Genomic DNA, 22,886 nt, shown 5'->3' on the forward strand with positions numbered 1-22,886 from the left:
GCCCGCCCGCGTACACTCGGCTCACCCTCCCTCGACGGGCCTCGCCCATGACCGCCTCTGCCCTGAGCGTTGCCGTCCTCCTCACGTCGTTCGCCGGGGCCGCCCCCGCGGACTACGCCGGGTGGCGGCACTCCGGCACGGTCGTCGTCCTCACCACGCCCGACGGCGCGAACCTCGACGCCGCCGCGGTCGTGACCGACTTCCCGCTCCTTGTCCGCCTCCACCGCGACTTCTTCCCGTTCGCCGAGGCGAAGCCGAACGGCGACGACCTCCGCGTGGCCGCCGCCGACGGCACCCCGCTGGCGTTCGAGATCGAGGACTGGGACGCGGCCCGCGGCGAGGCGGCGGTGTGGGTGCGCGTGCCGCAGATCAAGGGGAACGCGCGCCAGCAGTTGAAGCTGTACTGGGGGAACGCCGACGCCCGCGGCGCGTCCGACCCGAAGGCCGTGTTCAACGCCTCGAACGGCTACCTCGGCGTGTGGCACATGGCCGGCCCGGTCCGCGACGCGGTCGGCGCGGTCGCGTCGAAGGACACCGGCACCGCGCCGGCGCCCGGCGTCGTCGGCCCGGCGCGCCACTTCCCCGGCCGCAAGGGCGTGCTCGGCGGCGACAAGATCGCGGATTTCCCCGTGGGGTCGGGCCCGCACAGCACCGAGGCCTGGTTCCGCGCCGAGGTGCCGAACTCGGTCGTCGTCGGGTGGGGGAACGAGCACGCGCAGGGGAAGGTGGTGGTGCAGTACCGGAGCCCGCCGCACGTGCAGACGGACTGCTACTTCTCGGACGCCAACGTCGCCGGGAAGAAGGCGGTCCCGCTCGGGGAGTGGGTGCAGGTCGTCCACACCTACGAGAAGGGGAACGCCCGCCTGTACGTGAACGGCGTCCTCGACACGGCGGCGACGACGAAGGCGGCGCCGCTCGCACTCAAGAGTCCGGCCCGGCTGTGGCTCGGCGGCTGGTACGACAACTACACCTTCGTCGGCGACCTGGACGAGGTGCGCGTCTCGAAGGTCGCCCGCACCGCCGAGTGGGTGCGCCTCCAGTACGAGAACCAGAAGCCGTTCCAGACGCTCGTCGGCCCGCTGGTGCGGCCGGGGCGCGAATTCGCCGTCACGCCGGCGGCGGTGACCGTCGCCGAGGGCGGCACCGCCACCGTGCGCGCCGAGGCCGGCGGCGCGGAGAAGCTGTACTGGGTGCTCCGCCGCGGTGACCGCGAGCAGGTCGTCGCCACCGACCGCTTCGCGTTCACGCTCGACGCCGGCCGCGTCGTCGGCGACCAGACCGCGACGCTGCTACTGAAGGCGGTTTACCCCGACGGCGTGAAGACGAAGGACATCCCGGTCACAATCCGCGAGGGGATCCCGGAGCCCGTCTTCACCCTGCGCGCCCCGGCGACGTGGGACGGCCGCGCGACGGTCGAGGTGGTCGCCGAGGTCACCAACCTCGACGCCATGCGGGCGGCCGGCGCCGGCGAGGTGAGTCTCACCTGGACCGCCGGCGACATCGCCGTCATCAAGGAGGTCGGGCCCGGGAAGCTGATCCTGCGCCGCGCGCAGAACAGCGGCCCGCTCACGGTCACGGCGACGGCGAGCAACGGCGGCGCGCCGGTGGCGTGCTCGGCCACGATCGCCGTGCGCGAGCCGGCGAGCGACCCGTGGGTGCGGCGCCTGCCCGCGAAGGACGAGCAGCCCGAGGAGAACCAGTTCTACGCCCGCGACGACAGCGGCGAGGGCACGTTGCATTACAACGGTCGGCTCGACGCACCGGCCGACGCGGTATTCCTGAAGCTGTACGCCGACGACCGACTCGTGAAGACCGAAGCGGCCGCGCCGGCGGCCGACGGGTCGTTCGCGCTCTCGACCCGGCTCAAGGCGGGGCTCGTGAAGTACCGCGTCGAATTCGGCACGACGGCCGGCGGCCGCGACACCGTGCGCCGCGCCGTCGGCAACCTCGTGTGTGGCGACGCGTACGTCATCACCGGCCAGTCGAACGCCGTCGCCACCGACTTCGGCAAGGACGACCCCGCGTTCCGCAGCGACTGGATTCGCACGTACGGCACCATGTCCGGGAACCCGAAGGCAGTCGCCGCGTGGGGCACCGCCGTCCACCGCAGCCGCGACGGCGAGAAGTTCCAGGTCGGCTACTGGGGGATGGAGTTCGCCCGCCGGCTGGTCGAGGAGCACAAGTTACCGGTGTGTGTCCTCAACGGCGCGGTCGGCGGCACGCGGATCGACCAGCACCAGCGGAACGCCGCCGCGCCCGAAGACCCCGCGACCATCTACGGCCGCCTGCTGTGGCGCGTGCGGCAGGCGAAGCTCACGCACGGCGTCCGCGCCGTGCTGTGGCACCAGGGGGAGAACGACCAGGGGGCCGACGGGCCGACCGGCGGGTACGGCTACGAGACGTATCGGCAGTTGTTCATCGACCTGGCCGCGGCGTGGAAGCAGGACTTCCCGAACGTGCGGCACTACTACGTCTTTCAAATCTGGCCGCTGTCGTGCGCGATGGGGGTGAACGGCTCCGACAACAAACTCCGCGAGGTGCAACGGACGCTGCCGACGGCGTTCTCGAACCTGAGTGTGATGTCCACCCTCGGCATCGAGCCACCCGGCGGCTGCCACTTCCCCGCCGCCGGGTACGCCGAGTTCGCCCGCCTCATCACGCCACTCGTCGAGCGCGACTTCTACGGCAAGAAGTCCGTGGTGCCGATCACGCCACCGAACCTGCTCCGCGCGACGTACACCGCCGCCCGCGACGCTGTGGTGCTGGAGTTCGACCAGCCGGTGCGCTGGGACGCGGCGCTGGCGGGCGAGTTCTACCTCGACGGCGAGCGGGCGAAGGTGGCGTCCGGCCCCGCGAGCGGGAACCGGCTGACGCTGACGCTCGCGGGGCCGTCGGCGGCGCGGCGAATCACCTACCTCGACGGCCGGGCGTGGAGCCAGGCCCGGCTCCTCCGCGGCGACAACGGCCTCGCCGCCCTCACCTTCTGCGACGTGCCGGTCCTCGCACCGCGGCCCTAGCCGACACGGTGACGCGCGACTCCGCGGCGGTGTCGCTGGACCCGGCGGCGAAAGCGGGCTAGCATGCCACACACCTGGCTCCCCACTCCCCACGACGCCTGCCATGCCCCGTCTGGCCGTCCTCGCGCTCCTCGCCCTTCCGGCCGTACTCCCCGCCTCCGGGCCGGTCATCGACCCCGCCACCGGGAAGGTCGATCCGGCCACCGGCGTCCGCTGGTACGACGTCCGCGCGCTCGGCCTTGAGGGCCAGGGCTGGGCCGACACGAAAGCCCCGTTCGACCGCCTCCCCGCCCGCGCCGAGAAGACGGCACGCCCGGCGGTCTGGGGGCTGAGCCGGCACTCGACCGGGCTGTGCGTCAGGTTCGTCACCGCCGCGACCACCGTCCACGCCCGGTGGACGGTCACGAACAAGAACCTGGCGATGCCGCACATGCCGGCCACCGGGGTGAGCGGGCTCGACCTGTACGTCCGCACGCCGGCCGGCTGGCGGTGGGTGGCGAACGGCCGGCCGGCCGCCGAGACCACGACCGCCCAACTCGCCACCGGGCTCGAACCCGGCGAGAAGGAGTTCCTCCTGTACCTCCCGCTGTACAACGGCGTCTCGGCGGTCGAGGTCGGCGTGCCGGACGGGACCGCGCTGAAGACAGCCGAGCCGCGCCCTGCCGACCGCCGCGCCCCGCTCGTCTTCTACGGCACGTCCATCACCCAGGGCGGGTGCGCGTCGCGGCCGGGAATGGTCCACACCGCCATCCTCGGCCGCCGCTTCGACCGCCCGGTCGTCAACCTCGGGTTCTCCGGCAGCGGCACCCTCGACCCGGACATCGCCGCCCTCCTCGGCGAACTCGACGCGGCCGTGTTCGTCCTCGACTGCCTCCCGAACCTCACGCCCCCGCAGGTCGCCGAGCGGACGGCGCCGTTCGTGAAGGCGCTCCGCGCCGCGAAGCCGACCACCCCGATCCTGCTGGTCGAGGACCGCACCTACGCGAACGCCGCCGTGCTCCCCGCGGCCGCGAAGCGGAACGCCGACAGCCGTGCGGCGTACCGGAAGGCGTTCGACGCCCTCGTCGCGGCGGGCGACCGGAACCTGCACTACCTCCGCGGGGACGCGCTGATCGGCGACGACGGCGAGGGGACGGTGGACGGGTCGCACCCGACCGACCTCGGGTTCCTGCGCCAGGCCGACGCCTTCGCCGCCGCCCTCCGCCCGCTCCTCGCGCCCCGGCCGCGGTAGTCGTAGGGCGGTGACGGGAAGCACCGGCGGTGGTCGACGGCGGGCGTCCGGCTATCCTCCCCCGAACCGCGCCGCGCTCGAACCACGGGTGTCCGCATGTCCGCACCGTCCGAACAGCCGCAACCGCCGGGGCCGCCGCGCGCCCGGTGGCCGCGACAGGTCGCCTACATCATCGGGAACGAGGGGTGTGAGCGCTTCTCGTTCTACGGGATGCGGAACATCCTCACCCCCTTCCTCGCCTCCTCCGCCCTCCTCTTCGCGGTCGTCGAGGCGGTGCCCAAGGCGGAGCGGGAGGCGGCGGCGAAGGAGGTGTTCCACACCTTCGTGCTGGGCGTGTACTTCTTCCCCCTCCTCGGCGGGTGGCTCGCCGACCGGCTCCTCGGGAAGTACCGGACCATCCTCTACCTGAGCCTCGTGTACTGCGTCGGCCAGGCATGCCTGGCCGCCTTCTTCGACAACAAGGCCGGGTTCTACGTCGGCCTGTTCCTCGTCGCCCTCGGCTCGGGCGGGATCAAGCCGTGCGTGTCGGCGTTCGTCGGCGACCAGTTCGACCAGTCGAACAAGTCGCTCGCCCGCCTCGTCTTCGACGCCTTCTACTGGATCATCAACTTCGGCTCCTTCTTCGCCTCGCTCCTCATGCCCGTCTTCCTCCGGGACTACGGCCCGGCGGTCGCGTTCGGCATCCCCGGCGTGCTGATGTTCGTCTCGACCGTGATCCTCTGGCTCGGCCGGCGCCTGTACGTGGACGTGCCGCCGGCGCCGCCGCACCCGGACTCGTTCGTGCGCGTGGCTCGCTCCGCGCTGACCGCCCCGGCTCCGACCGGGAACGGCCGGCCGGGGTTGCTGCTCGCCCTCGTCGGCGCGCTCGTGGCGGGCGCGTGCCTGGTGCTCGGGTTCGTCGATCTCGAGCGGATGACGAGGGGCGCGCACCCGCTGCTCGGGGTCGTCTCGTGGTGGTGCCTCGCCCTCGTCGCGGCCATCGGGTTCACCGGGGTCGGGACGTGGTGGCAACTCGACCGGGCGCGGGCCGCCCACCCCGCCGACGCGGTCGAGGGCGCCCGCAGCGTGCTCCGCGTGCTCGTCCTGTTCGCCCTGGTGACGCCGTTCTGGTCCCTGTTCGACCAGAAGGCGTCCACCTGGGTGCTCCAGGGCAACGGGATGACGAAACCCGCGTGGTTCGTGCCGGCGCAGATGCAGGCGCTGAACCCGCTCCTGGTGATGCTGCTGATCCCGTTCAACAACCTGGTCCTGTACCCCGCCATCCGCCGGGCCGGGTTCGAGCCGACGCCGCTCCGGCGGATGGGGGCCGGGATCGCGTTTTCCGGCCTGTCCTGGGTCGTCATCGGGGTCTTGCAGCTGTCGCTCGACGCCGGCGAGGCGCTGTCGATCACCTGGCAGGTGCTCCCCTACGCCCTGCTCACGCTCGGCGAGGTGTTGGTGTCGGCGACCGGGCTCGAGTTCGCGTACAGCCAGGCGCCGGCCCCGATGAAGGGCGCGATCCTGGCCTTCTGGAGCCTGTCGGTGACGGTCGGCAACCTGTGGGTGCTGCTGGCGAACGTGGCCGTCCGCAACGACGCGGTGACCCGGGCGATCGGTCAGACCGGGGTGGGGGTGATGAGCTTCCAGATGTTCTTCTTCGCCGCCTTCGCGTTCGCCGCGGCCGTGGCGTTCGGCGCGTACGCGGCCCGCTACCCGCTGGCCGACCACTACCGAACGACCGGGTAGGCACCGGCGGGCGGCGCGCCGGGACGTGTGGGGCTGAGGCGCGGCGAGCGCGCCCGCTTGCCGCGGGCGGACGCGCTCGCGGTGATCACGCGACCGGCTCCGTCACCGCTTCGGGTACGGCGGCGGGGGCGTCGGGAGCCGCGGCGGGTTCCGCCGCAGCTCCGCCTGCAACACCTCGATCGCCCGCGTCAGCTGCTGGTCGTCGCCCGCGAACTCCCGCGCCGGGTCGTTGTCCACCACGATGTCCGGCGTCACGCCCTTGTTCTCCATGACCCACTCCTTGCCGCCCAGGTCGTACCGGGAGAACTCCGGCTTGCTGAGCGTGCCGCCGTCGAGCAGCGGCAGCGACCCGCGGATGCCGACCACCCCGCCCCAGCTCCGCTTGCCGATCAGCGGCCCGAGCTTGTGCTGCCGGAACCGGTACGGGAAGATGTCGCCGTCGGACGCCGAGAACTCGTTGAGCAGGCAGGCCATCGGGCCGACGAACGTGCCGTTCGGGTCCACCGTCGGCTCGGCGTTGCGGGCGATGCCGATCATCGCCGCCTCGCGGCGGAGCCGCTCGATCAGCATCGGCGACACGTTGCCGCCGCCGTTGCCGCGCACGTCCACGACCAGCGCCTGCTTCCGCAGCTGCGGGTAGTAGTGCTTGGCGAACTCGTTCAGCCCCGCCTGCTGCATGTCCGGCACGTGCAGGTAGCCGACCGTGCCGCCGGTCGCGTCCGACACCTTCTTGATGTTCCCCTGCACCCACGCGTAGTAGTACAGGTCCGCCTCGTCGTCGGTAGGCGTGACCACCACGCGCCGCGCTCCCTCGGCCGTGGGGTTCGCGTTGACGGACAGCACGACAGCCTTGCCGGCGGCGTTCACCAGCAGCTCGTTGATGTTCTTCACGCCGCTGGTCGGCCGGCCGTTCACGGCGACGATCCAGTCGTTCGCCTTCACGTCCACGCCGACCTCGGTCAGCGGCGACCGCGTCTTCGGGTTCCAGTTCTCGCCCGGCAGGACGCGCGTGATCTGGAAGAAGCCGGTCTTCTCGTCGCGCCGGTACTCGGCGCCGAGCAGCCCCTGCTTCACGCGGCGCACAGTCGGCAGCTCGCCGCCGCCGACGTAGGCGTGGCCGGCGTTCAGCTCCGAGATCATCTCGCCGATGACATAGGTCAGGTCGGCCCGGTGCGCGACGTGTTCGAGCAGCGGCTCGTACTTCTTGCGGACGCCCACCCAGTCCACGCCGTGCAGGCCGGGGTCGTAGAAGAAGTCGCGCATCTGCCGCCAGCTCTCGTGGAACATCTGCTTCCACTCGGCCCGCCGGTCGAGGTCGACTTCGAGGCCCGACACGTCGAGCGGCTCGCCGGCGGCCAGCGGCCCGGCCTTCGGCAAGTCGATGACGCTGTACTTGCCGTCCTTCGAGATCAACATCTTCTTGCCGTCGGCGCTCACCTCGTAGCCGCCGACCGGCCCGAGCGTCGCGTCCTTGCGGCTGGTCAGGTCGAGCACGCAGAGCTGCGGCGCGGCGTCCTTCGCGGTCTGGCGGACGTAGTAGAGGCTGTTCCCCGTCGCAGTCAGGCTGCGGTACTGGCCCGGCGCGCCGGGGAGGACCACGACGCGCCCGCCGAGGCCGTCGAGGTCGATCTTGAGGTCCGCCGGCGGGTCCTTCTTCTCGTCCTTCTTGTCCTCCTTTTTCTCGGCCGGCTCGTCGTCCAGCCGCGGCCGCAGGGGGTTCGGCGTGGTCTTCGCCAGCGTCAGGAGGTAGAGGCGGTTCATGTCGCGGTAGGCGTGGTTCCACTCGGTCTGGCTGTACGTCGGGTTGAAGTCGCGGGCCGAGACGAGGTAAAGGTACTTGCCGTCCGGGCTGAACGCCGGCGAGCCGGCGCCGTACCACCCGTCCGTCACCGGCGTCGCCTTGCCGGACGCGAGCGAGAACAGGTGGACCTTCTGCAGCGAGTCCACCTCCGGCCGGGCGTACGCGACCCACTTCGAGTCCGGCGCCCACACGTAGTCGCGGATCTCGAACGCCTTCGCCTGGTCGACGAGCGTCACCTGCTTCGTCGCCACGTCCACGAACTGCAGGCGCAGCTTCTTGTCGCCCCACAGGAGCTTCTTCGAGTCGGGCGACCACAGCAGGTCGTACTTGTAGGTGTCGGCACCGGTCGTGATCGCCTTCGCGGGTGCGCTGCCGTCGACGGGGCCGACGTGGATCTCGTCCTCGCCGGTGGCGTCGGACACGAACGCCACGCTCTTGCCGTCCGGGGAGAACTTGGGGTTCCGCTCGTGGACGCCCGACGTCTGCGTCAGGTTCCGGGTGACGCCGGCCGCGGCGGGGACGGTGAACACGTCGCCGCGGGCGCCGAACATCACGCGCCTGCCGTCCGGTGAAATCTCGTAGGCCGTGACCTGCTTGCTCACGTCGGTCAGCGCCCCACGCGCGCCGAGGCGGTCGTCGAGGATGCGGACCGGCACCTTCTCGGCCTTCGCCGTCGCCGCATCGAACCGGTACAGGTAGCCGCCGTTCTCGAAGACCACGGCCTTCTCGCCGGCCGACGGGAACTTGACGTCGAACTCGGTGAAGTCGGTGTGCCGCTCGACCTTCTTCGTCTTCGGGTCCACGGAGTGGAGGTTGAACCGCATCTCCTTGCCGCGGTCCGAGATGAAGTAGACCTTGCCGCCGAGCACCATCGGGAAAATGTCCTGGGCGGGGTCGTCGGTCAGCTGCTCGGTCTTCTTGGTGGCGAAGTCGTAGAGCCACACGTCGTCGCACATGCCGCCGCGGTAGCGCTTCCAGGTGCGGAACTCGCGGAAGATGCGGTTGTACGCCAGTTGCCCGCCGTCGGGCGTGTAGCTGGCGAAGCCGCCGCGCGGCAACGGCAGCGGCTCGGGAAGCCCGCCCACGACCGGCACGGTGTAGAGCTGGCCGATGAAGTCGTTGAACGACCGCATCCGCGAGCGAAGCAGGACGTTCTTCCCGTCCGGCGTCCAGCCCATGACGATGTTGTTCGGCCCCATTCGGTCGGACACCTCGTCGCGGCCGAGCGTGGCGGTGTAGGTGAGGCGCTTCGGCTCGCCGCCCTCCGCGGGGACGACGAAGACCTCGGTGTTGCCGTCGTACTGGGCGGTGAACGCGACCATCGACCCGTCGGGCGAGAAGTGGGGGAACATCTCGAACCCGGGGTGCGACGTGAGCCGGCGGGCGGTGCCCCCCGCGGCCGGCACGGTGTACAGGTCGCCGGCGTAGGTGAAGACGACGCGGTCGCCGTGGATCGCGGGGAAGCGGAGCAGCCGCGCCTCGCCGGGGTCGGCGGCGAGGGGGCCGGCCCCGGCCGCGAGCGCGGCGAGGCTGAGAAGCGCGAGTCGGGTCATGACGGCCTCGGGGCGGTGAGCGGTCTGTGGGCGAATTGTCCGGCGCGACGCCGGGCTGTCAACAGTCGTCCCGCTTCCAGGCTGTCTGGCTCTCCACCAACTGTACCGAGCGGGCCACCGCAGGGCGGGGTGACCGTCAGCCCGAGTGGTCGCGCCCTTCAGGGATTGCCGTGGGGTGGTCCCTCGGGGTTGGTCCTCTCGTCGCGCCCCGGTGTCCCCTCGGGCGGCAAGTCGACCGCCTCGCCCAGGGAGACGTGGCGGTTGATCGGCCCCGCCCACTCTTCGAGTTTCTCGAACCGCAGCCGGTCGCGGACCTCGCCGTGCGCCCCGACGAGCCGGAACCCGATTTCCTTGGCGGCCAGTTCGTCGTGCAGGCGCCTGAGCATCCGCGACCCCGCGACGTCCACGTAGGGGGTGTTCGAGAGGTCGTACACCACGCGCCGCAGCCCGGGCTCGCCGCCCACCCGCTGGAGCACCGTCTGCAGAACGTGGTCCGCGTTGAAGTAGACCAGCGACCCCTCGACGCGGAACGCCAGGACGCCAGGGACGGCCTCGTTATCCGGGTGGCGGGTCGCGTCGGAGAACCGCTCCGTCCCCGGGATGCGGCCGAGGAAGGCGACGTGGGGCCGTGTCACCCGAAAGAGGAGCATCGCGGCCGAGGCCAGGACGGCGATGACGACCCCGTCCAGGACCCCCATGAGCAGCACCCCGCCCAGCGCCACGCCGGCCGCGGCGAAGTCGATCCGGCTCGCGCGCCACAAGTACCGCAACTCCTTGAGGTCGATCAGGCCCGCCACGGCGACGAGCACGATGGCGGCCAGAACGGCCTCCGGCAGGTTTCGAAACAGGTCGGTGAAAAGGAGGAGTACCAGCCCGACCACTGCCGACGCGACCACCAGCGACAGCGGCGTGCGTGCGCCGCCCTTCTCGTTGACCGCGCTCTGCGACAACCCGCCCGCAACGGGGAAGCCCTGCCAGAGGCCCGCCACGAGGCTGGCCGCCCCCAACCCGAGGAACTCCTGGCGCGGGTCCACCGGGTAGCGGTGCTTCAGGGCGAACGCGCGCGCGGCCGAAACGCTCTCGATGTAGGCCAGCAAGAAGCAGGCGAACGCCAGGCGAGTCAACTGGCGAACCTCGTCGACCCGGAGGTCGCCCAGGCTCGCGGCGGCGGGGAGAAAGTCCGGCAGGCCCGGGGTCAGCCGGCCCACCACCTTCACGCCCTGCTGCTCGACCGGGACCAGCGAGGCGGCGACGAGCGCGAGCACCACGACGCCGAGTGCGACGGGCCGGCCGGGCAGGAACTTCCCTCCCACGGCCAGCGCCGCCAGCGCCGCCACGCCGACGCCCAGCGTCGGGAGGTTCGTGTCCGGCAGTTGCCGGACGAGGTGGCCGATGCGGTGGAAGAAGTCCCCGCCGCCCCCGTCGACCCCGAACAGCTTTGGCAGCTGGGTGGAGGCGATGACCAGGGCGGCGCCGGCCTTGAACCCGGTCAGAATGCTCTCGGAGATGAAACTCACCAGCACGCTCAACCGCAGCAGCCAGGCCAGCACGAACACGCCGGCCACGATCAGTGCGGTCAGGGACGCCAGCGCGGCGTGCCGGGCGGGGTCGCCCCCGGACAGCGGCGCCAGGGTGACGCCCAGCAGCAACGCGATGGCGGAGGTCGGGCCGACGGCGATGTGGCGGGAGGACCCGAGGACCGCGTAGCCCAGCCCCGCCACCAGGTAGCAGTAGAGCCCCGTCTGGGGAGGCAGCCCGGCCAGCCCCGCGTAGGCCAGCGACACCGGCACCGCGTAGGCCGCGAGCGTGGCACCGGCGAGGAGGTCGAACCGCAACCACCCGCGCCGGTACTGCGACAGCCAGCCGGCGATCGGCAGTAGCGGCCAGGGGTTGCCGGGCTTGTCGGTCATTTGGCTGTTACCAGTTCCTCCGGCATGGAGGGCGAATGATCACCCGCCGTCGCCCGCCGACGGCTGCCGGCGCGTGTCCGCGACGTTGCCCAGAACGGTGAAGAGCATCGCGGACGACAGGCCCAGCATCAGGCTGCCGTTGGCCGCCTCCAGCGGCCCGAGCAGGCGACACCGCCGCGACATGACGATGTCCCCGTAGCCGAGGGTCGTGAAGTTGACCGCCGAGTGGTAGTACGCCTCCTCGAAGTCCGAGAACTCCCCGGCCAGCACGAACGCGGCAGCCCACAGGGCGATCTGGGCCAAGGAGGTCGCCAGCAGGGCCACCAGTGCCGCGCCGAGGGCCGCAGCGGCGCCCCAGAACGGAGCCCGGACGGCCACGCGTCGCGCCGCGGGTAGCAGGTGGCGGACGAACCCGGCGGACGCCAGCGCCAGTAGCGTCAGGTTGGCCAGGGACACGACACCCGCGGTGAGAATCGCCGGCCACACGCGGTCACCTCGGTCGTCGGAGAGGCATCCGGGCGGTTACTCGAACCGGATACGCCGGCCGGGGGCTATCCTATGAGCCGGGCTGCTGAGCCGGCGTCGGGGTGATTCGGCACACGAGCGAGGTGATCGTGTATCATCAGCGGCGTAACGCCCAGGCCGCCGCGTCGCACAAGACGCACGGGACAGCCTGTGGGACCTGAAACAGCGCTGCAGTGGTAGGGTGCCCGCTCTTGCCTCACAGCCCGAGCCGAGGCCGGCGATGAGTCCGCCTACCGGGCGAATGCTCCCCCGCTCGTGATCGTCCGCCCGCCCCGGTGGCCGGTTACCCCAACACGACGCCCATAACCCCTGAGCCCGCGGCCCAGGCCGCACGGGCTGTCGCCGCCGCGGCCGCCTGCCGGGCCGATCGAACGGACCAGGGCAGGACGGATTCGTGACAGGTCCTCGCCCGGCCGCGCCTTCTACTGGTGAGACCACACCCCGAGGCGAGGTCGCCATGCCCGTCGCGTCACCCGAGCACCCGTCGGCCGAGGAGCTGGGGGCGTTCGTTCTCGGCCGGCTCGCCGACCCGGACGACTCGGCCGTTGCCGCCCACCTCGCCGGCTGTGATTCCTGCGCCGAGCGGGCCGCCGGCCTTCGCCCGGACGACACCCTGGCGTCGCTCCTCGCCGCCGCTGGCACCCGCCCCGACTCCGGCCTGTCCGCCACCCCGGCCGACCACGCCTCCACGCTCGGCTGGCCCGGTCCCGCGCCCCCGCCCGCCCCGCCGGGCGCACCCGTCGCACTGCTCGACCACCCGCGGTACCGGCTCGTCCGCGAGCTCGGCCGGGGCGGGATGGGGGTCGTCTGGCTGGCCGAGCACGCGGTCCTGGGGCGGCCCGTGGCGGTAAAGGTGCTCAACCCGGCGGCCCTCGCCCGGCCGGGGGCTGCCGACCGGTTCCGCCGCGAGGCCCGGGCGGCGGCCGGGCTCCACCACCCGAACGTGGTCGCCGCCTACTCCTACAGCCGTAGTTGCTACAACAGCCCTCGCCAGGACTTGTGGCGAGGGTGGGCGATGTCAGGACGACCGACGGCGGCCCAGGTGCGGGCCTGGGCGGACGAGGTGACGGCGGTCGGCGACCGGATCGGCCGGCACTTCGCCCGGTCCGAGCCCCGCGCCCGGGCCGTCGGGTACATCCGCGGGCTGCTGGGCGACGCCGACCGGAAGAACGGGTGGCAACTCGCCGAGGCGCTCGGCGACCCGACCCCGGACGGGGTCCAGCACCTGCTCGCCCGGGCCGACTGGGACGCCGACGCCGTCCGCGACGACCTCATGGGGTACGTCCACGAGCACCTCGGCGACCCGGCCGCGGTTCTGGTCGTGGACGAGACCGGGTTCCTGAAGAAGGGGACCAAGTCGTGCGGGGTGGCCCGCCAGTACACCGGCACCGCCGGGCGGATCGAGAACGCCCAGGTCGGGGTCTTCCTGGCGTACGCGGGGCCGAAGGGGCACGCCCTGATCGACCGGGCGTTGTACCTGCCGAAGGAGTGGACGGACGACCGGCCGCGGTGTGACGCGGCCGGGGTGCCGGCGGCCGTCGGGTTCGCCACCAAGCCGCGGCTGGCCGAGCGGATGCTGGCGCGGGCGTGGGCGCGGGGGGTGACGGCCGGGTGGGTGACGGGGGACACGGTGTACGGGCACGACGGGGCGTTCCGCCGGTTCCTGGAGGGGCACCGGCAGGCGTACCTGCTGGCGGTCCCGGCCAACCAGCCGCTGTTCGACGGGGAGCAGCGCTCGACCGTGAAGGCCGTCGCCGAGGGGTTCCCGGTTGCCGCGTGGGAGCGGGCCAGTGCGGGGGACGGGTCGAAGGGGCCGCGGGAGTACGACTGGGCGGTCCGGGCGTTCGGCCCGGTGGACGAGCGGGGGTGGCAGTTGTGGCTGGTGGTCCGGCGGCACCGGGACCGGCCGGACGAGCGGGCCTACTACTTCGCCCGCGGGCCGGCGGCGACGGCCCCGGCCGAGCTCGTCCGCGTGGCGGGGAGCCGGTGGCGGGTGGAGGAGTGCCTGGAACTGGCGAAGGGCGACTGCGGCCTCGACGAGTACGAGGTGCGGTCGTGGGTCGGGTGGCACCGACACGTCACCCTGAGCCTGCTCGCCCTGGCGGTGGTGGCGGCGATCCGGGTGGCGGCCGGGCCGTCGGGTCGGCCGAAAAAGGGGGCGCGGGGCTGGTCCGGGTGAGCGTCCCGGAGGTGCGGAGGCTGCTGCTCCGACTCGTGTGGGCGGTGGTGCCGGACGCCGAGAAGGTGTTGGCCTGGTCAGCGTGGCGGCGGGCGCACCAGCACCGCGCCCGCTGCTACCACTACCGGAAGCGGGGGGCCAAGCCGCCCGACTGACCAACTACGGCTGTAGGACTACGACGCCGACGAGGCCGCCGGGACGCACTTCCTGGTGATGGAGTACGTCCCCGGGGAAAACCTGCTGGACGCGGCCCGCCGCGGCCCGCTCCCCGTCGCCGACGCCTGCCGGGCCGCCCGGGACGCGGCCCGCGGGCTGGCCGCCGCCCACGCCGCCGGGCTGGTCCACCGGGACGTGAAGCCCGGGAACCTGGTCCGCACGCCGGACGGCACGGTCAAGCTGCTCGACTTCGGCCTCGCCGCCACCGCCGGTGACCCCGGGCTGACCGGCGAGAACGTGACGATGGGCACCCCCGACTACGTCGCCCCCGAGCAGGCGACCGACGCGACCGCCGCCGACGCCCGCTCGGACGTGTACGCCCTCGGCTGCACGCTGTACCACCTCCTCGCCGGCCGGGTGCCGTACCCCACCGGCTCGATGCTCGGCAAGCTCGACGCCCACCGCAACCCCCACGTCCGCCCCGCCCCGATCCCCGGGTTGCCGCCCGGCCTCGCCGCCGTGCTCGACCGGATGACGGCCACCGACCCGGCCGCCCGCTACCCGACCGCCTCCGCGGCCGCGGAGGCGCTCGAACCGTTCTGCACCGCCGTCGCCGTGTCGCCGCCGCGGCGGCCGCGGGTGTGGCCGTGGGTCGCGGCCGCCGGGCTGGTGTTCGGGCTGCTCGTTCTCGGTGTGGTCTACAGCGTGCGCCGCGGCAACGAGGTCGTCACCGTCGAGACGGACGACCCGGACGTGGAAGTGACGATGCGGCGGAACGGTGAGGTGATCCGCATCACGGACGCGAAGACGAAGAAGACGTGGGAGCTGGACGCGAAGCACGCGCGCCTCGCGCCCGACGGCGGCGAACTGACACTCGACCTGCCCGACGGCGCACCGCTGGTGCTGCGGCGCAACGGGGCCGTCGTCGCCACGATCCGCCGCACCCCGGCCGCGCCGCCGGTCCCGCCGGCCGCCGCACCGATCGCACCGGCGGCGGCGGCGGCCGACGTGCGGCCCTTCCGCGTATTCGCCGGGCACGACAAGACCGTCCGCGACGTGGCGTTCAGCCCGGACGGGAAGACGCTCTACTCGGGCGGCTTCGACGGGTTCGTCCGCGCCTGGGACGTGGACGCCGGGAAGGAGCGCGCGGTGTACGACCACGGCGTGCGGGTGATGTCGATCGCCCTCGCCGACCGCGGGAAGCTGCTGCTGTCGATCGCCCACACCGAGCGCCCGCCGTTCCGGCTCCGCGCCTGGGACACCACCTCCGGGAAGGAGGTCGAAGGCTTCCCCGAAGTTCCGGCCACCGAGCACCTGTGTACCGTCGCGGCCAGCCCGGACGGCACGACGGCGGCCACGGTCGCACTCAACGGCACGGTCCGGATGTGGGACGTGGCCGGGCGGAAGCTGGTGCGGGCCTTCGCGGCCATCGAATCGACGCCGGCGTACGCGGTCGCGTGGTCGCCGGACGGCAAGCTCCTGGCGGTGACCGGGACCGACGGGATCGCCGTCTGCGACGCGGCGACCGGCCGGCGCGTCCACCGGGTCACCGACCTCGGGGTACACGGGCAGACGACGATCGCGTTCACGCCGGACGGCGGCCACGTCCTGACGGCCGGGTGGGAAGGGATCGTCCGGTCGTACGCCCGGGGAACCTGGCGGCTCGACCGGACGTTGTCCACCCCGGCAGGCCGCGGGCTGGCGAGCACTCACCTGACGACCGCCCCGGACGGCCGGCTGCTCCTCGCCTCCCACACCCACGAGGTTTGGGTGTGGGACGTCGCGGCCGACCGCCGGTTGCTCCGGCTCGTGGGCGACGGGCTGGAGTCCGTGACCCCCGCGGTGTCGGCCGACGGCCGGCGGGCGGCGGCCGGGAGCGAGACCGGCAAAGTGTTCGTGTGGGAGTTGCCCCCGGCGGCCGCGCCGATCCCGGCGGCCGTCGGCGCGGCAGTGGACCTTCACCGCATCCCGTTCGCCTCCGCCGGGTGGCTGGCCGTGTCGCCCGATGGCGCCGAGTTCCTGGCGTTCACTTCCACCAGCGGCAAACGCGAGGCCGTGATCTTCGACACCGCCACCGGGGCCGAGACGGGCCGCTGCCCGATGCCGGCCGGGGAGCTGGTGTACGCGTGGTTCGTGCCCGGCAGCCGCGACCTGCTCGTGTCCGACGACCTGCGGCTCGGCCGGTACGACCGGGCGACCGGGGCGAAGCGGGCCGACCTGTTCGAGGTGCCGGTGAACGCCACGTTCGCCCCCCTTCCGGCCGGCGGGTCCGCGGCCGCGGTGTGGCTCCGCGACGGCGCCGGCGGGTACGGCCGGCACCGGGTCGTGGTCCGCGACCTGACCACCGGCGCCGAGCGGTTCCGGGTGAACCCGCTCCACCCCGGCTCGATCCTCGGCATGGCCCCGCGCTTCTCGCCCGACGGCAAGCTGCTGGCGACCACCGACACCACCCCGACGGCCAGCGCGATCCGACTGTGGGACGCGGCCACCGGGAAGCTGGTGCGGACGATCGACGTGGCCGGGGCGCTGTGCAGCGGCAACGCCTTCTCGGCCGACGGCAAGGAGCTGGTCGCCGACTACGCCGCCGGCGGCGGGGCGAGCATGGTCGGCCGCTGGGCCGTGGCCACCGGCGCGCCGGTGCGGGCGGCGCCGGTGGCGCCGCCGTGGCCGTACGACTTCAGCGTGTACCTGCTCGGCGGCCGGGTGCTGGGCTACCGCGGCGAGAACGTCTCGGCGGTCCGGTTCGTAGCCACCGCCACCGGAGCCGCGTTCGCCGACTACCGGCCGGGCGGCCCGATCCGCGGCATGACCGCGTCGGCCGACGGCCGGGTGATGCTGTTCGCCACCGACGCCGGCCTGCGGGTGGTCCGCGTTCCGACTCCCCCTGGGCCATGAGCGACCCATGGAAACGTCTCTCCCGTGGCTCGGCCGCCTGACCGCCGCCCCGTCCGACGCCGACTGGCGGCGGCTGGTCGGTGACTACGGCCCGCTGTTCGCCGGCTGGCTCGCCCGGGCCGGGGTGCCGCCGGCCGACCGCGACGACCTGGCCCAGGAGGCGCTCGTGGTGGTGGTGCGCGAGGTGAACGGGTTCGAGCACCGCGGGCCGGGGTCGTTCCGCGGGTGGCTGCGGCGGGTCGTGGCGAACCGGGCGCGGACGTACTTCCGCGCCCGCCGCGACGCCGCCCCGGCCGTGGACCTGGACGCGCTCGCGTGTGACGACACCGCGCTGTCGCGCCTGTGGGACCGCGAGCACGACCAGTTCGTGGTCGGCCGGGCGCTGCGGGCGGTGGAGCACGACTTCGCCGCGGCGACGTGGCGGGCGTTCGTGCTGCAGGCGATCGACGGCCGCCCGGCGGCCGAGGCGGCGGCCGCGACGGGGCTGTCGCTGAACGCCGTGATCCTCGCCAAGAGCCGCGTACTGAAGCGCCTCCGCGCCGAACTGCGGGGGCTGGTGGACTGACCCACGACGACCGGACTCGAGCTCCCACGGAGGCCGCCCCGGCCCGCCGTCCGCCGCCGCATGGTATCGACCGGATCGTCGTGTTCGCGTGACCCGCGGCCGCGCCCGCCGCGCGGCCGTCCCTTCCCTCCGGAGGTTGCCCGTGTTTCGCCCCCGTTTCGCCGCCGCGGGGTTCGCCCTGCTGGCCGCCGGCCTCGCCCTCGCCCAGCTGCCGGCGGCCCGCCCGGCCGCCCTCGTCCCCACTCCGCTCGCGGTGCTCGTGCTGCCCGGGATCGACGACCCGGCCGTCGTCGCCGACCTGAAGCTCACGCCCGAACAACTGAAGACGCTAGTCGCTCGCCGGCAGGCCAGGTGGGACGAGGCGTACTCCGCCACCCCGACGGCCGAGGCGACCGCCGCCCGGACCGCGGCGGCGGACGCGGCGCTGAAGGCGACCCTCACCCCGGCGCAGTACGCGCGGGCCACCCAGATCGGGGCGCAGCGGGTAGTCTTCCCCGTCGGTGGTCGGCCGGACGGCGGGATGGTCCTGTCCGGGGGCGTCCTCCCGCGGCTGACCGCTCAGATGCTCCAGCGCTACCCGGAACTGGCCGACGCGTACCGGCTGACCGCCGAGCAGAAGAAGCAGCTCGCGGACGCACCGGCGGGCGGGGGGAGCCCCGGGTTCGCCGCGATCACCCCCACGCCGGAGCAGATGCGGGCGGCGACCGCGTTCCTCGGCCCGATCCTCCCGCAGTGGGCGGCGAAGACCGACCCGCGGGTGGCCGCCATCCCGAAACAGCCGCAGGCGCTCGAACTGCTGGCGGCGAAGGACGTGCGGGCCGACGCCGGCGTGTCCGACGACCAGGCGAAGGCGGCGGCCGCGCTGTCGGGCCGGTGGACGAAGCTCCGGGCCGACTGGGTCTCGACGCTCACCACGAAGGACTACGCGGCCGCCGCCGCCGCGCTCGCCGCCGACACCGAGAAGGAACTGGCCGCGTTCCTCACCCCGGCCCAGCTCGCCCGGGTCCGGCAGATCGACCGGCAGACCCGGCCCGCCGGCGGCCACGTCGAGCGGTTCTACACCGACCCGGCCGCAGCGAAGGAGTTCGACATCACGCCGTCCCAGGCGAAGGCGCTCGACGCGGCGTGGGCCGAGTTCCGCGCCGCGGTCGAGAAGGCGCTACTGGCGGGCGAGCCGACCGCCGCCGCCGAGAAGCGGCTGGTCGAACTCGTCGCTGCCCGCCGGGCGAAGGCCGAGGCGGTGCTGACCCCGACCCAGGCGGAGCGGGTGAAGGCCGCGTTCGGCGCCCCGTTTACCGGCCGTACCACCGCCGACCGGGGTTCCGTCGGCACGCAGCTGCAGGACCTCCGCGCCGCGACGTTCGGGAAGTACGCGGGGGAGGCCGCCCGGCTCGCCCGCGACCCGGCGATCCGGGCCGAGCTGAAGCTGACCGACGAGCAGGTGAAGCAGGCGCTGGCGCTCCAGGCGGAGGTGCTGAAGGTGCGGCTGCCGTTCGGCGGCGACCCGGCCGCGCTCGCCAAGTCCTACGCCGACCGGTCGGAGACGACCGCCGCCGGGCTGAAGACGATCCTGACCCCGGCCCAGGCGAAGCGGTTCCACGAGATCATGATGCAGTCCCGGGAGGCCGGGCCGCCGGGGCTGTTGCCGGGCGAGACGAGTTCGGTCATGCGGTCGGCGGTGACGTACCCCGGGGCGGCGGAGGCGGTCGGGCTGACGGCCGACCAGCGGGCGAAGCTCGTCGCCGGCACCGACCCGGCCGCGGTGCTGACCGCCGCCCAGAAGGCGGCGCTGGCGAAGCGGCTCGGGGAGCCGTTCGCCGCCGCCGCGCGGCCCGCGTTCGGTACTTCCCCCATCACGCTCCCGCGGTCCTTCCCGGTCATCTTCGCCACGGGCGGGCCGGGCGAGGCCGAACTGAAGCTCGCGCCGGACCAGCGCAAGGCCGTGGACGCGGCCCGGGCGGCGTTCCAGGACGCGGTGGCCCGAAGCCGCCCGGGCACCCCCGGCGACATCGAGTCGGCGATGAAGCAGATGACCGGCGCGGCGGCGGCGTTCGACACGGCGGTGCAGGCGGTGCTGTCCCCGGCGCAGAAGACGCGGCTGGCCCAGGTCGAGCTCCAAACGGCCGCCGCGGCCAACCTCGCCGGCGCACTCACCGATCTCGACCTGTCGGCCGACCAGCGGGCGCGGCTGGCGGCGCTGGCGGCCGAGGCGGCGTCGCTCCAGCGGCTGCTGGCGTCGCACCCCGGGGCGGACACCCCGGACCGGCGGCTCGCCTACCGCCTCCGGGACGCGGCCGACGAGCGGATGCTGGCGGTGCTGACGGACGCCCAGCGGGCGCGGTGGGCCGAGCTCACCGGCCCGCCGGTCGCCGGGCTCCGGAAGTCACTCACCGTCCCCTTCGGCCTGGACGGGTTCGGCGGCGGCGTCGGGTTCGGGGGCGGCCCCGTCGTCCTCCCCTGAGCGGGGTCGCTGCGGGGCCGGCGGGGCAGTGGTCACGGGACGCCCGCGCCGGCCGACGCGGCGGTCGTGCCGCGCGTCGGAGCCAACGTGACCGGCCCGGAGGGCCGGACCCGAGACGTGTCGGAGTTTGCTTGAGAACCGGGGCTCGGACGACCCGAGCCCACCCCCGGCCGCGCCCGTCGCGCGGCCACACCCACAGCCGGAGGTTGGCCCATGCCCCGCGTCCGCCCCGCCCTCGCCCTCGCCGCGGGCCTCGCCCTGCTCGCGGCCGAAGCCGCCCGCTCCCAGCCGAGCGGAGTACGGCGTGCCCCCGCCCCCACCCCGCTCGCGGTGCTCGTGCTGCTCGGGATCGACGACCCGGCCGTCGTCGCCGACCTGAAGCTCACGCCCGAACAGCTGAAGACGCTCGTCGCCCGCCGACAGGCCGGGTGGGACGAGACGTACACCGCCGCCCCGACGGCCGAGGCGACCGCCGCCCGAATCGCGGCCACGGACGCGGCCTTGAAGGCGACGCTCTCCCCGGCCCAGTACAAGCGGGCCGCCCAGCTCGGCGCCCAGCGGGTGCTGCTGACCGGATTCAGCCCCCCGCCGGGTCGCGGCGTGCCGGCCACGAAATCGATCCGGTTCACTGCCTCCGCCGTCGCGACTTACCCCGAGCTGGCCGACGCGATCCGCCTCACCGACGAGCAGAAGAAGACGCTCGCCGCGCCGGCCCCCGGGTTTGGCGGCGCCTCCGGCTTTCAGCCCCCGCTGTTTCTGGGCCGGGATGAACCGGCCGTCCCGGCCGGCGGGTTCGGCGCCCTTCCCCTCACCGCCGACCAGCAGAAGGCGGCGACGGAGTTCATGGGGCCGGTCCTCGCGGCCGGCTGGACCGCGAAGACCGACCCGCGGGTGGCCGCCATCCCGAGCTCGCCGCGGGCGCTCGCACTCCTGGCGGCGAAGGACGTGCGGGCCGACGTGGGCGTGACCGACGAGCAGGGGAAGGCCGTGGCGGAGACCGCCGAGCGGTGGACGAAGCTTCAGCGCGAGCGGTTCTCGACGCTCAGCTTGAAGGACTACGCGGCCGCCGCCACCGGGCTGGCCGCGGAGACCGAGAAACTGCTGGCCGCGACCCTCACCCCGACGCAGGCCGCCCGGCTGAAGCAGATCGACCGGCAGACCCAGCCGGGCCGCGGCCTTCAGGCGTCCGGCACGCACGTCGAAGAGTTGTACAAGGCGGCGGAGTCCGTCCGCGAGTTCGGCATCACGCCGGAACAGGTGGCGGCGCTGGACGGCGTGTGGGCGGCGTTCCGGGCCGACGCGGCGAAGGCGCTCCTGTCCGGCGAGCCGGCCGCCGCCGAGAAGCGGCTGGCCGACCTCGCCGCCGCCCGCCGCGCGAAGGCGGAAGCCGTGCTGACGACCGCCCAGGCGGCGACGGTAAAGGACGCCTTCGGCGCCCCGTTCACCGGCAGCACGCGCGACCGTACCTCCGGCGCGACAGGCGCCAAGACGGCGGACCTCGGGACGATCCGGGCCGCGGCGTTCGGGCGGTACACCACCGAGCTGAACCGGCTGGCCCTCGACGCGGCCGTGCAGGCCGAGTTGAAACTGACGCCGGAGCAGGTCAAGAAGGCCGAGGAGGCCGCGGCGGCGGTGCAGACGAAGGCCACGCCCCCGTGGGTGGGGGCCGGTGCGGAGGGCTTCGCGAAGACGATGGCCGAGCGGTCGGCGCTCGTCGAGGCGGAACTCGGCAAGTTGCTGACACCGGCGCAGGGGAAGCGGTTCCGCGAGATCATGATGCAGGCCCGGGAGAGGAACGCGATCACGAAGGGGGCGTCGATGCTCCCGTCGGCCGTGTCGTACCCGGGGGCGGCCGAGGCGGTCGGCCTCACCGCCGACCAGCGGACGGCACTCATCGCCGGCACCGACGCGGCCGAGGTGCTCACCGCCCCGCAGAAGGAGACGCTGGCGAAGCTGATGGGCGAGCCGTTCGGCGCGGCTCGGGCGGCGCAGGCGGCGCGGCCCCGCCCGTCGCGGCTGGTGATCGCCCTGGCCCAACCCGGGGGACCGGTGGAACGGGAACTGGCGCTGACCCCGGAGCAGACGACGGCGCTGGCCGAGGCCCGCAAGACGTATCAGGCCGTGGTGGCCGCTTCGCGGCCCGGGTTCGGCGCCGGCACGAACCTGTCGGCTCGTGAGACGGCGCTCGCCGACGCCGGCGCCGCGTTCGAGAAGTCGCTGGCCACGTTCCTGACCCCGGCGCAGACCAAGCGGCTGCCGCAGATCAGCCGCCAGATCGCCGCCGCGGCCGATCTTGTCGCGGCGCTGACGGCCCCGGACGCGGCCGAGCTGGCGCTGACCGACGACCAGAAAGCCCGGCTGGCGGCGGTCGCGGGCGAGGCGGTACGGCTCCAACGGCTGGTGACCACGCACAGCGCCGACACGCCCGACCAGGCGCTGGCGTTCCGGCTCCGGGACGCGGCCGACGAGCGGATGCTGGCGGTGCTGACGGCCGACCAGCGGGCGAAGTGGGCCGGGCTGACCGGCCCGCCGGTTGCCGGCCTGCGGAAGACGATCCCGGGCAGGTTCGTCTTCGGCCCGCGCACCGAGGTCGGCACCGGCGAAGTCGCCATGCCCTGACGCGGGGCCGCTCCGGGGCCGGCGGGGGCGGACCGGTCGGGTCACAACGGATCGCGTGAAATCTGCGAGCCCGGTCGTGTCCCGCGCCGACCTGCTGGTGAGCACCAGCCCCCCGCCGCGCTCCCGCGTCCGGCCGGCGGTGGCCGCCCGGTGCCGGGAGGTCGCGCCGGTCCCCTCCGCCACGACCCAGGCTACGCGGCTCGGGTGATCTGTTGTGGCCGCGACTGCCGGCTCGTGGGGGGCACCGGC

Annotated in this window: 12 protein-coding genes and 1 pseudogene; 10 read left to right on the forward strand and 3 right to left on the reverse strand. The window is 73.7% G+C overall.

Translation table 11 applies throughout. The annotated features are described in order from the left end of the window. The first annotated feature begins 47 nt into the window (after positions 1 to 47). The 3 genes from ETAA1_RS27095 to ETAA1_RS27105 all read left to right on the forward strand — a co-directional run bounded on the left by ETAA1_RS27095 (position 48) and on the right by ETAA1_RS27105 (position 5,973). The gene (locus ETAA1_RS27095) at positions 48 to 3,017 is read left to right on the forward strand and encodes a DUF2341 domain-containing protein (protein WP_145243762.1); all 2,970 of its coding nucleotides are present in this window, start codon (positions 48 to 50) and stop codon (positions 3,015 to 3,017) included. A gap of 103 nt (positions 3,018 to 3,120) precedes the next feature. Beyond that, positions 3,121 to 4,248 (forward strand): SGNH/GDSL hydrolase family protein, encoded by a 1,128-nt coding sequence (locus tag ETAA1_RS27100; RefSeq protein WP_145243763.1) that lies wholly within the window; start codon positions 3,121 to 3,123, stop codon positions 4,246 to 4,248. A 96-nt stretch (positions 4,249 to 4,344) separates the two neighbouring features. Then, positions 4,345 to 5,973 (forward strand): POT-type proton-dependent oligopeptide transporter, encoded by a 1,629-nt coding sequence (locus tag ETAA1_RS27105; RefSeq protein ID WP_145243764.1) that lies wholly within the window; start codon positions 4,345 to 4,347, stop codon positions 5,971 to 5,973. 102 nt (positions 5,974 to 6,075) lie between these two features. On the opposite strand, the gene ETAA1_RS27110 is transcribed toward ETAA1_RS27105, so the two are convergent. The 3 genes from ETAA1_RS27110 to ETAA1_RS27120 all read right to left on the reverse strand — a co-directional run bounded on the left by ETAA1_RS27110 (position 6,076) and on the right by ETAA1_RS27120 (position 11,723). Continuing rightward, the gene (locus ETAA1_RS27110; RefSeq protein WP_145243765.1) at positions 6,076 to 9,327 is read right to left on the reverse strand and encodes a S41 family peptidase; all 3,252 of its coding nucleotides are present in this window, start codon (positions 9,325 to 9,327) and stop codon (positions 6,076 to 6,078) included. Positions 9,328 to 9,485: 158 nt separating this feature from the next. Then, positions 9,486 to 11,237, reverse strand: a complete 1,752-nt coding sequence (locus tag ETAA1_RS27115; RefSeq protein ID WP_145243766.1) for a SulP family inorganic anion transporter — start codon at positions 11,235 to 11,237, stop codon at positions 9,486 to 9,488. Between the two features lie 39 nt (positions 11,238 to 11,276). Continuing rightward, positions 11,277 to 11,723, reverse strand: coding sequence for an ion channel (locus tag ETAA1_RS27120; RefSeq protein ID WP_202920439.1), 447 nt, complete (start codon positions 11,721 to 11,723; stop codon positions 11,277 to 11,279). Between the two features lie 1,054 nt (positions 11,724 to 12,777). Between ETAA1_RS27120 and ETAA1_RS27125 the strand changes: the two genes are divergently transcribed. The 7 genes and pseudogenes from ETAA1_RS27125 (at position 12,778) to ETAA1_RS27145 (ending at position 22,637) form a co-directional block, all read left to right on the forward strand. Beyond that, entirely contained in the window at positions 12,778 to 13,941 is a 1,164-nt protein-coding gene (locus ETAA1_RS27125) for an IS701 family transposase (protein WP_145235098.1), read from the forward strand. Further along, complete coding sequence (locus ETAA1_RS32445; protein ID WP_202920440.1) at positions 13,938 to 14,096, forward strand: hypothetical protein; 159 nt, start codon at positions 13,938 to 13,940, stop codon at positions 14,094 to 14,096. Before ETAA1_RS27125 ends, ETAA1_RS32445 begins: the two co-directional genes overlap by 4 nt. Positions 14,097 to 14,139: 43 nt before the next feature. After that, a pseudogene (locus ETAA1_RS33955) lies at positions 14,140 to 15,210 on the forward strand (protein kinase domain-containing protein); the annotation flags it as partial. Positions 15,211 to 15,270: 60 nt separating this feature from the next. Continuing rightward, positions 15,271 to 16,992 (forward strand): WD40 repeat domain-containing protein, encoded by a 1,722-nt coding sequence (locus ETAA1_RS27130; RefSeq protein WP_390621255.1) that lies wholly within the window; start codon positions 15,271 to 15,273, stop codon positions 16,990 to 16,992. Positions 16,993 to 16,999: 7 nt separating this feature from the next. After that, complete coding sequence (locus ETAA1_RS27135) at positions 17,000 to 17,557, forward strand: sigma-70 family RNA polymerase sigma factor (RefSeq protein ID WP_145243769.1); 558 nt, start codon at positions 17,000 to 17,002, stop codon at positions 17,555 to 17,557. Between the two features lie 142 nt (positions 17,558 to 17,699). Then, on the forward strand, positions 17,700 to 20,018 hold the full coding sequence (locus ETAA1_RS27140) for a hypothetical protein (RefSeq protein WP_145243770.1): 2,319 nt from the start codon (positions 17,700 to 17,702) through the stop codon (positions 20,016 to 20,018). A gap of 213 nt (positions 20,019 to 20,231) precedes the next feature. Further along, positions 20,232 to 22,637 carry a hypothetical protein gene (locus ETAA1_RS27145; RefSeq protein WP_145243771.1) on the forward strand — a complete coding sequence of 802 codons (2,406 nt, stop codon included), beginning with the start codon at positions 20,232 to 20,234 and terminating at the stop codon, positions 22,635 to 22,637. Positions 22,638 to 22,886 lie beyond the last annotated feature (249 nt).

Source organism: Urbifossiella limnaea, from assembly GCF_007747215.1.
Classification (GTDB): Bacteria; Planctomycetota; Planctomycetia; order Gemmatales; family Gemmataceae; genus Urbifossiella; species Urbifossiella limnaea.

Excerpts from the sequence above, each read along its gene's own strand:
- ETAA1_RS27095 (WP_145243762.1), top strand. The coding sequence starts at position 48 with ATGACCGCCTCTGCCCTGAGCGTTGCCGTCCTCCTCACGTCGTTCGCC.
- ETAA1_RS27100 (WP_145243763.1), top strand. The coding sequence starts at position 3,121 with ATGCCCCGTCTGGCCGTCCTCGCGCTCCTCGCCCTTCCGGCCGTACTC.
- ETAA1_RS27105 (WP_145243764.1), top strand. The coding sequence starts at position 4,345 with ATGTCCGCACCGTCCGAACAGCCGCAACCGCCGGGGCCGCCGCGCGCC.
- ETAA1_RS27110 (WP_145243765.1), bottom strand. The coding sequence starts at position 9,327 with ATGACCCGACTCGCGCTTCTCAGCCTCGCCGCGCTCGCGGCCGGGGCC.
- ETAA1_RS27115 (WP_145243766.1), bottom strand. The coding sequence starts at position 11,237 with ATGACCGACAAGCCCGGCAACCCCTGGCCGCTACTGCCGATCGCCGGC.
- ETAA1_RS27125 (WP_145235098.1), top strand. The coding sequence starts at position 12,778 with ATGTCAGGACGACCGACGGCGGCCCAGGTGCGGGCCTGGGCGGACGAG.
- ETAA1_RS27130 (WP_390621255.1), top strand. The coding sequence starts at position 15,271 with ATGTCGATCGCCCTCGCCGACCGCGGGAAGCTGCTGCTGTCGATCGCC.
- ETAA1_RS27135 (WP_145243769.1), top strand. The coding sequence starts at position 17,000 with ATGGAAACGTCTCTCCCGTGGCTCGGCCGCCTGACCGCCGCCCCGTCC.
- ETAA1_RS27145 (WP_145243771.1), top strand. The coding sequence starts at position 20,232 with ATGCCCCGCGTCCGCCCCGCCCTCGCCCTCGCCGCGGGCCTCGCCCTG.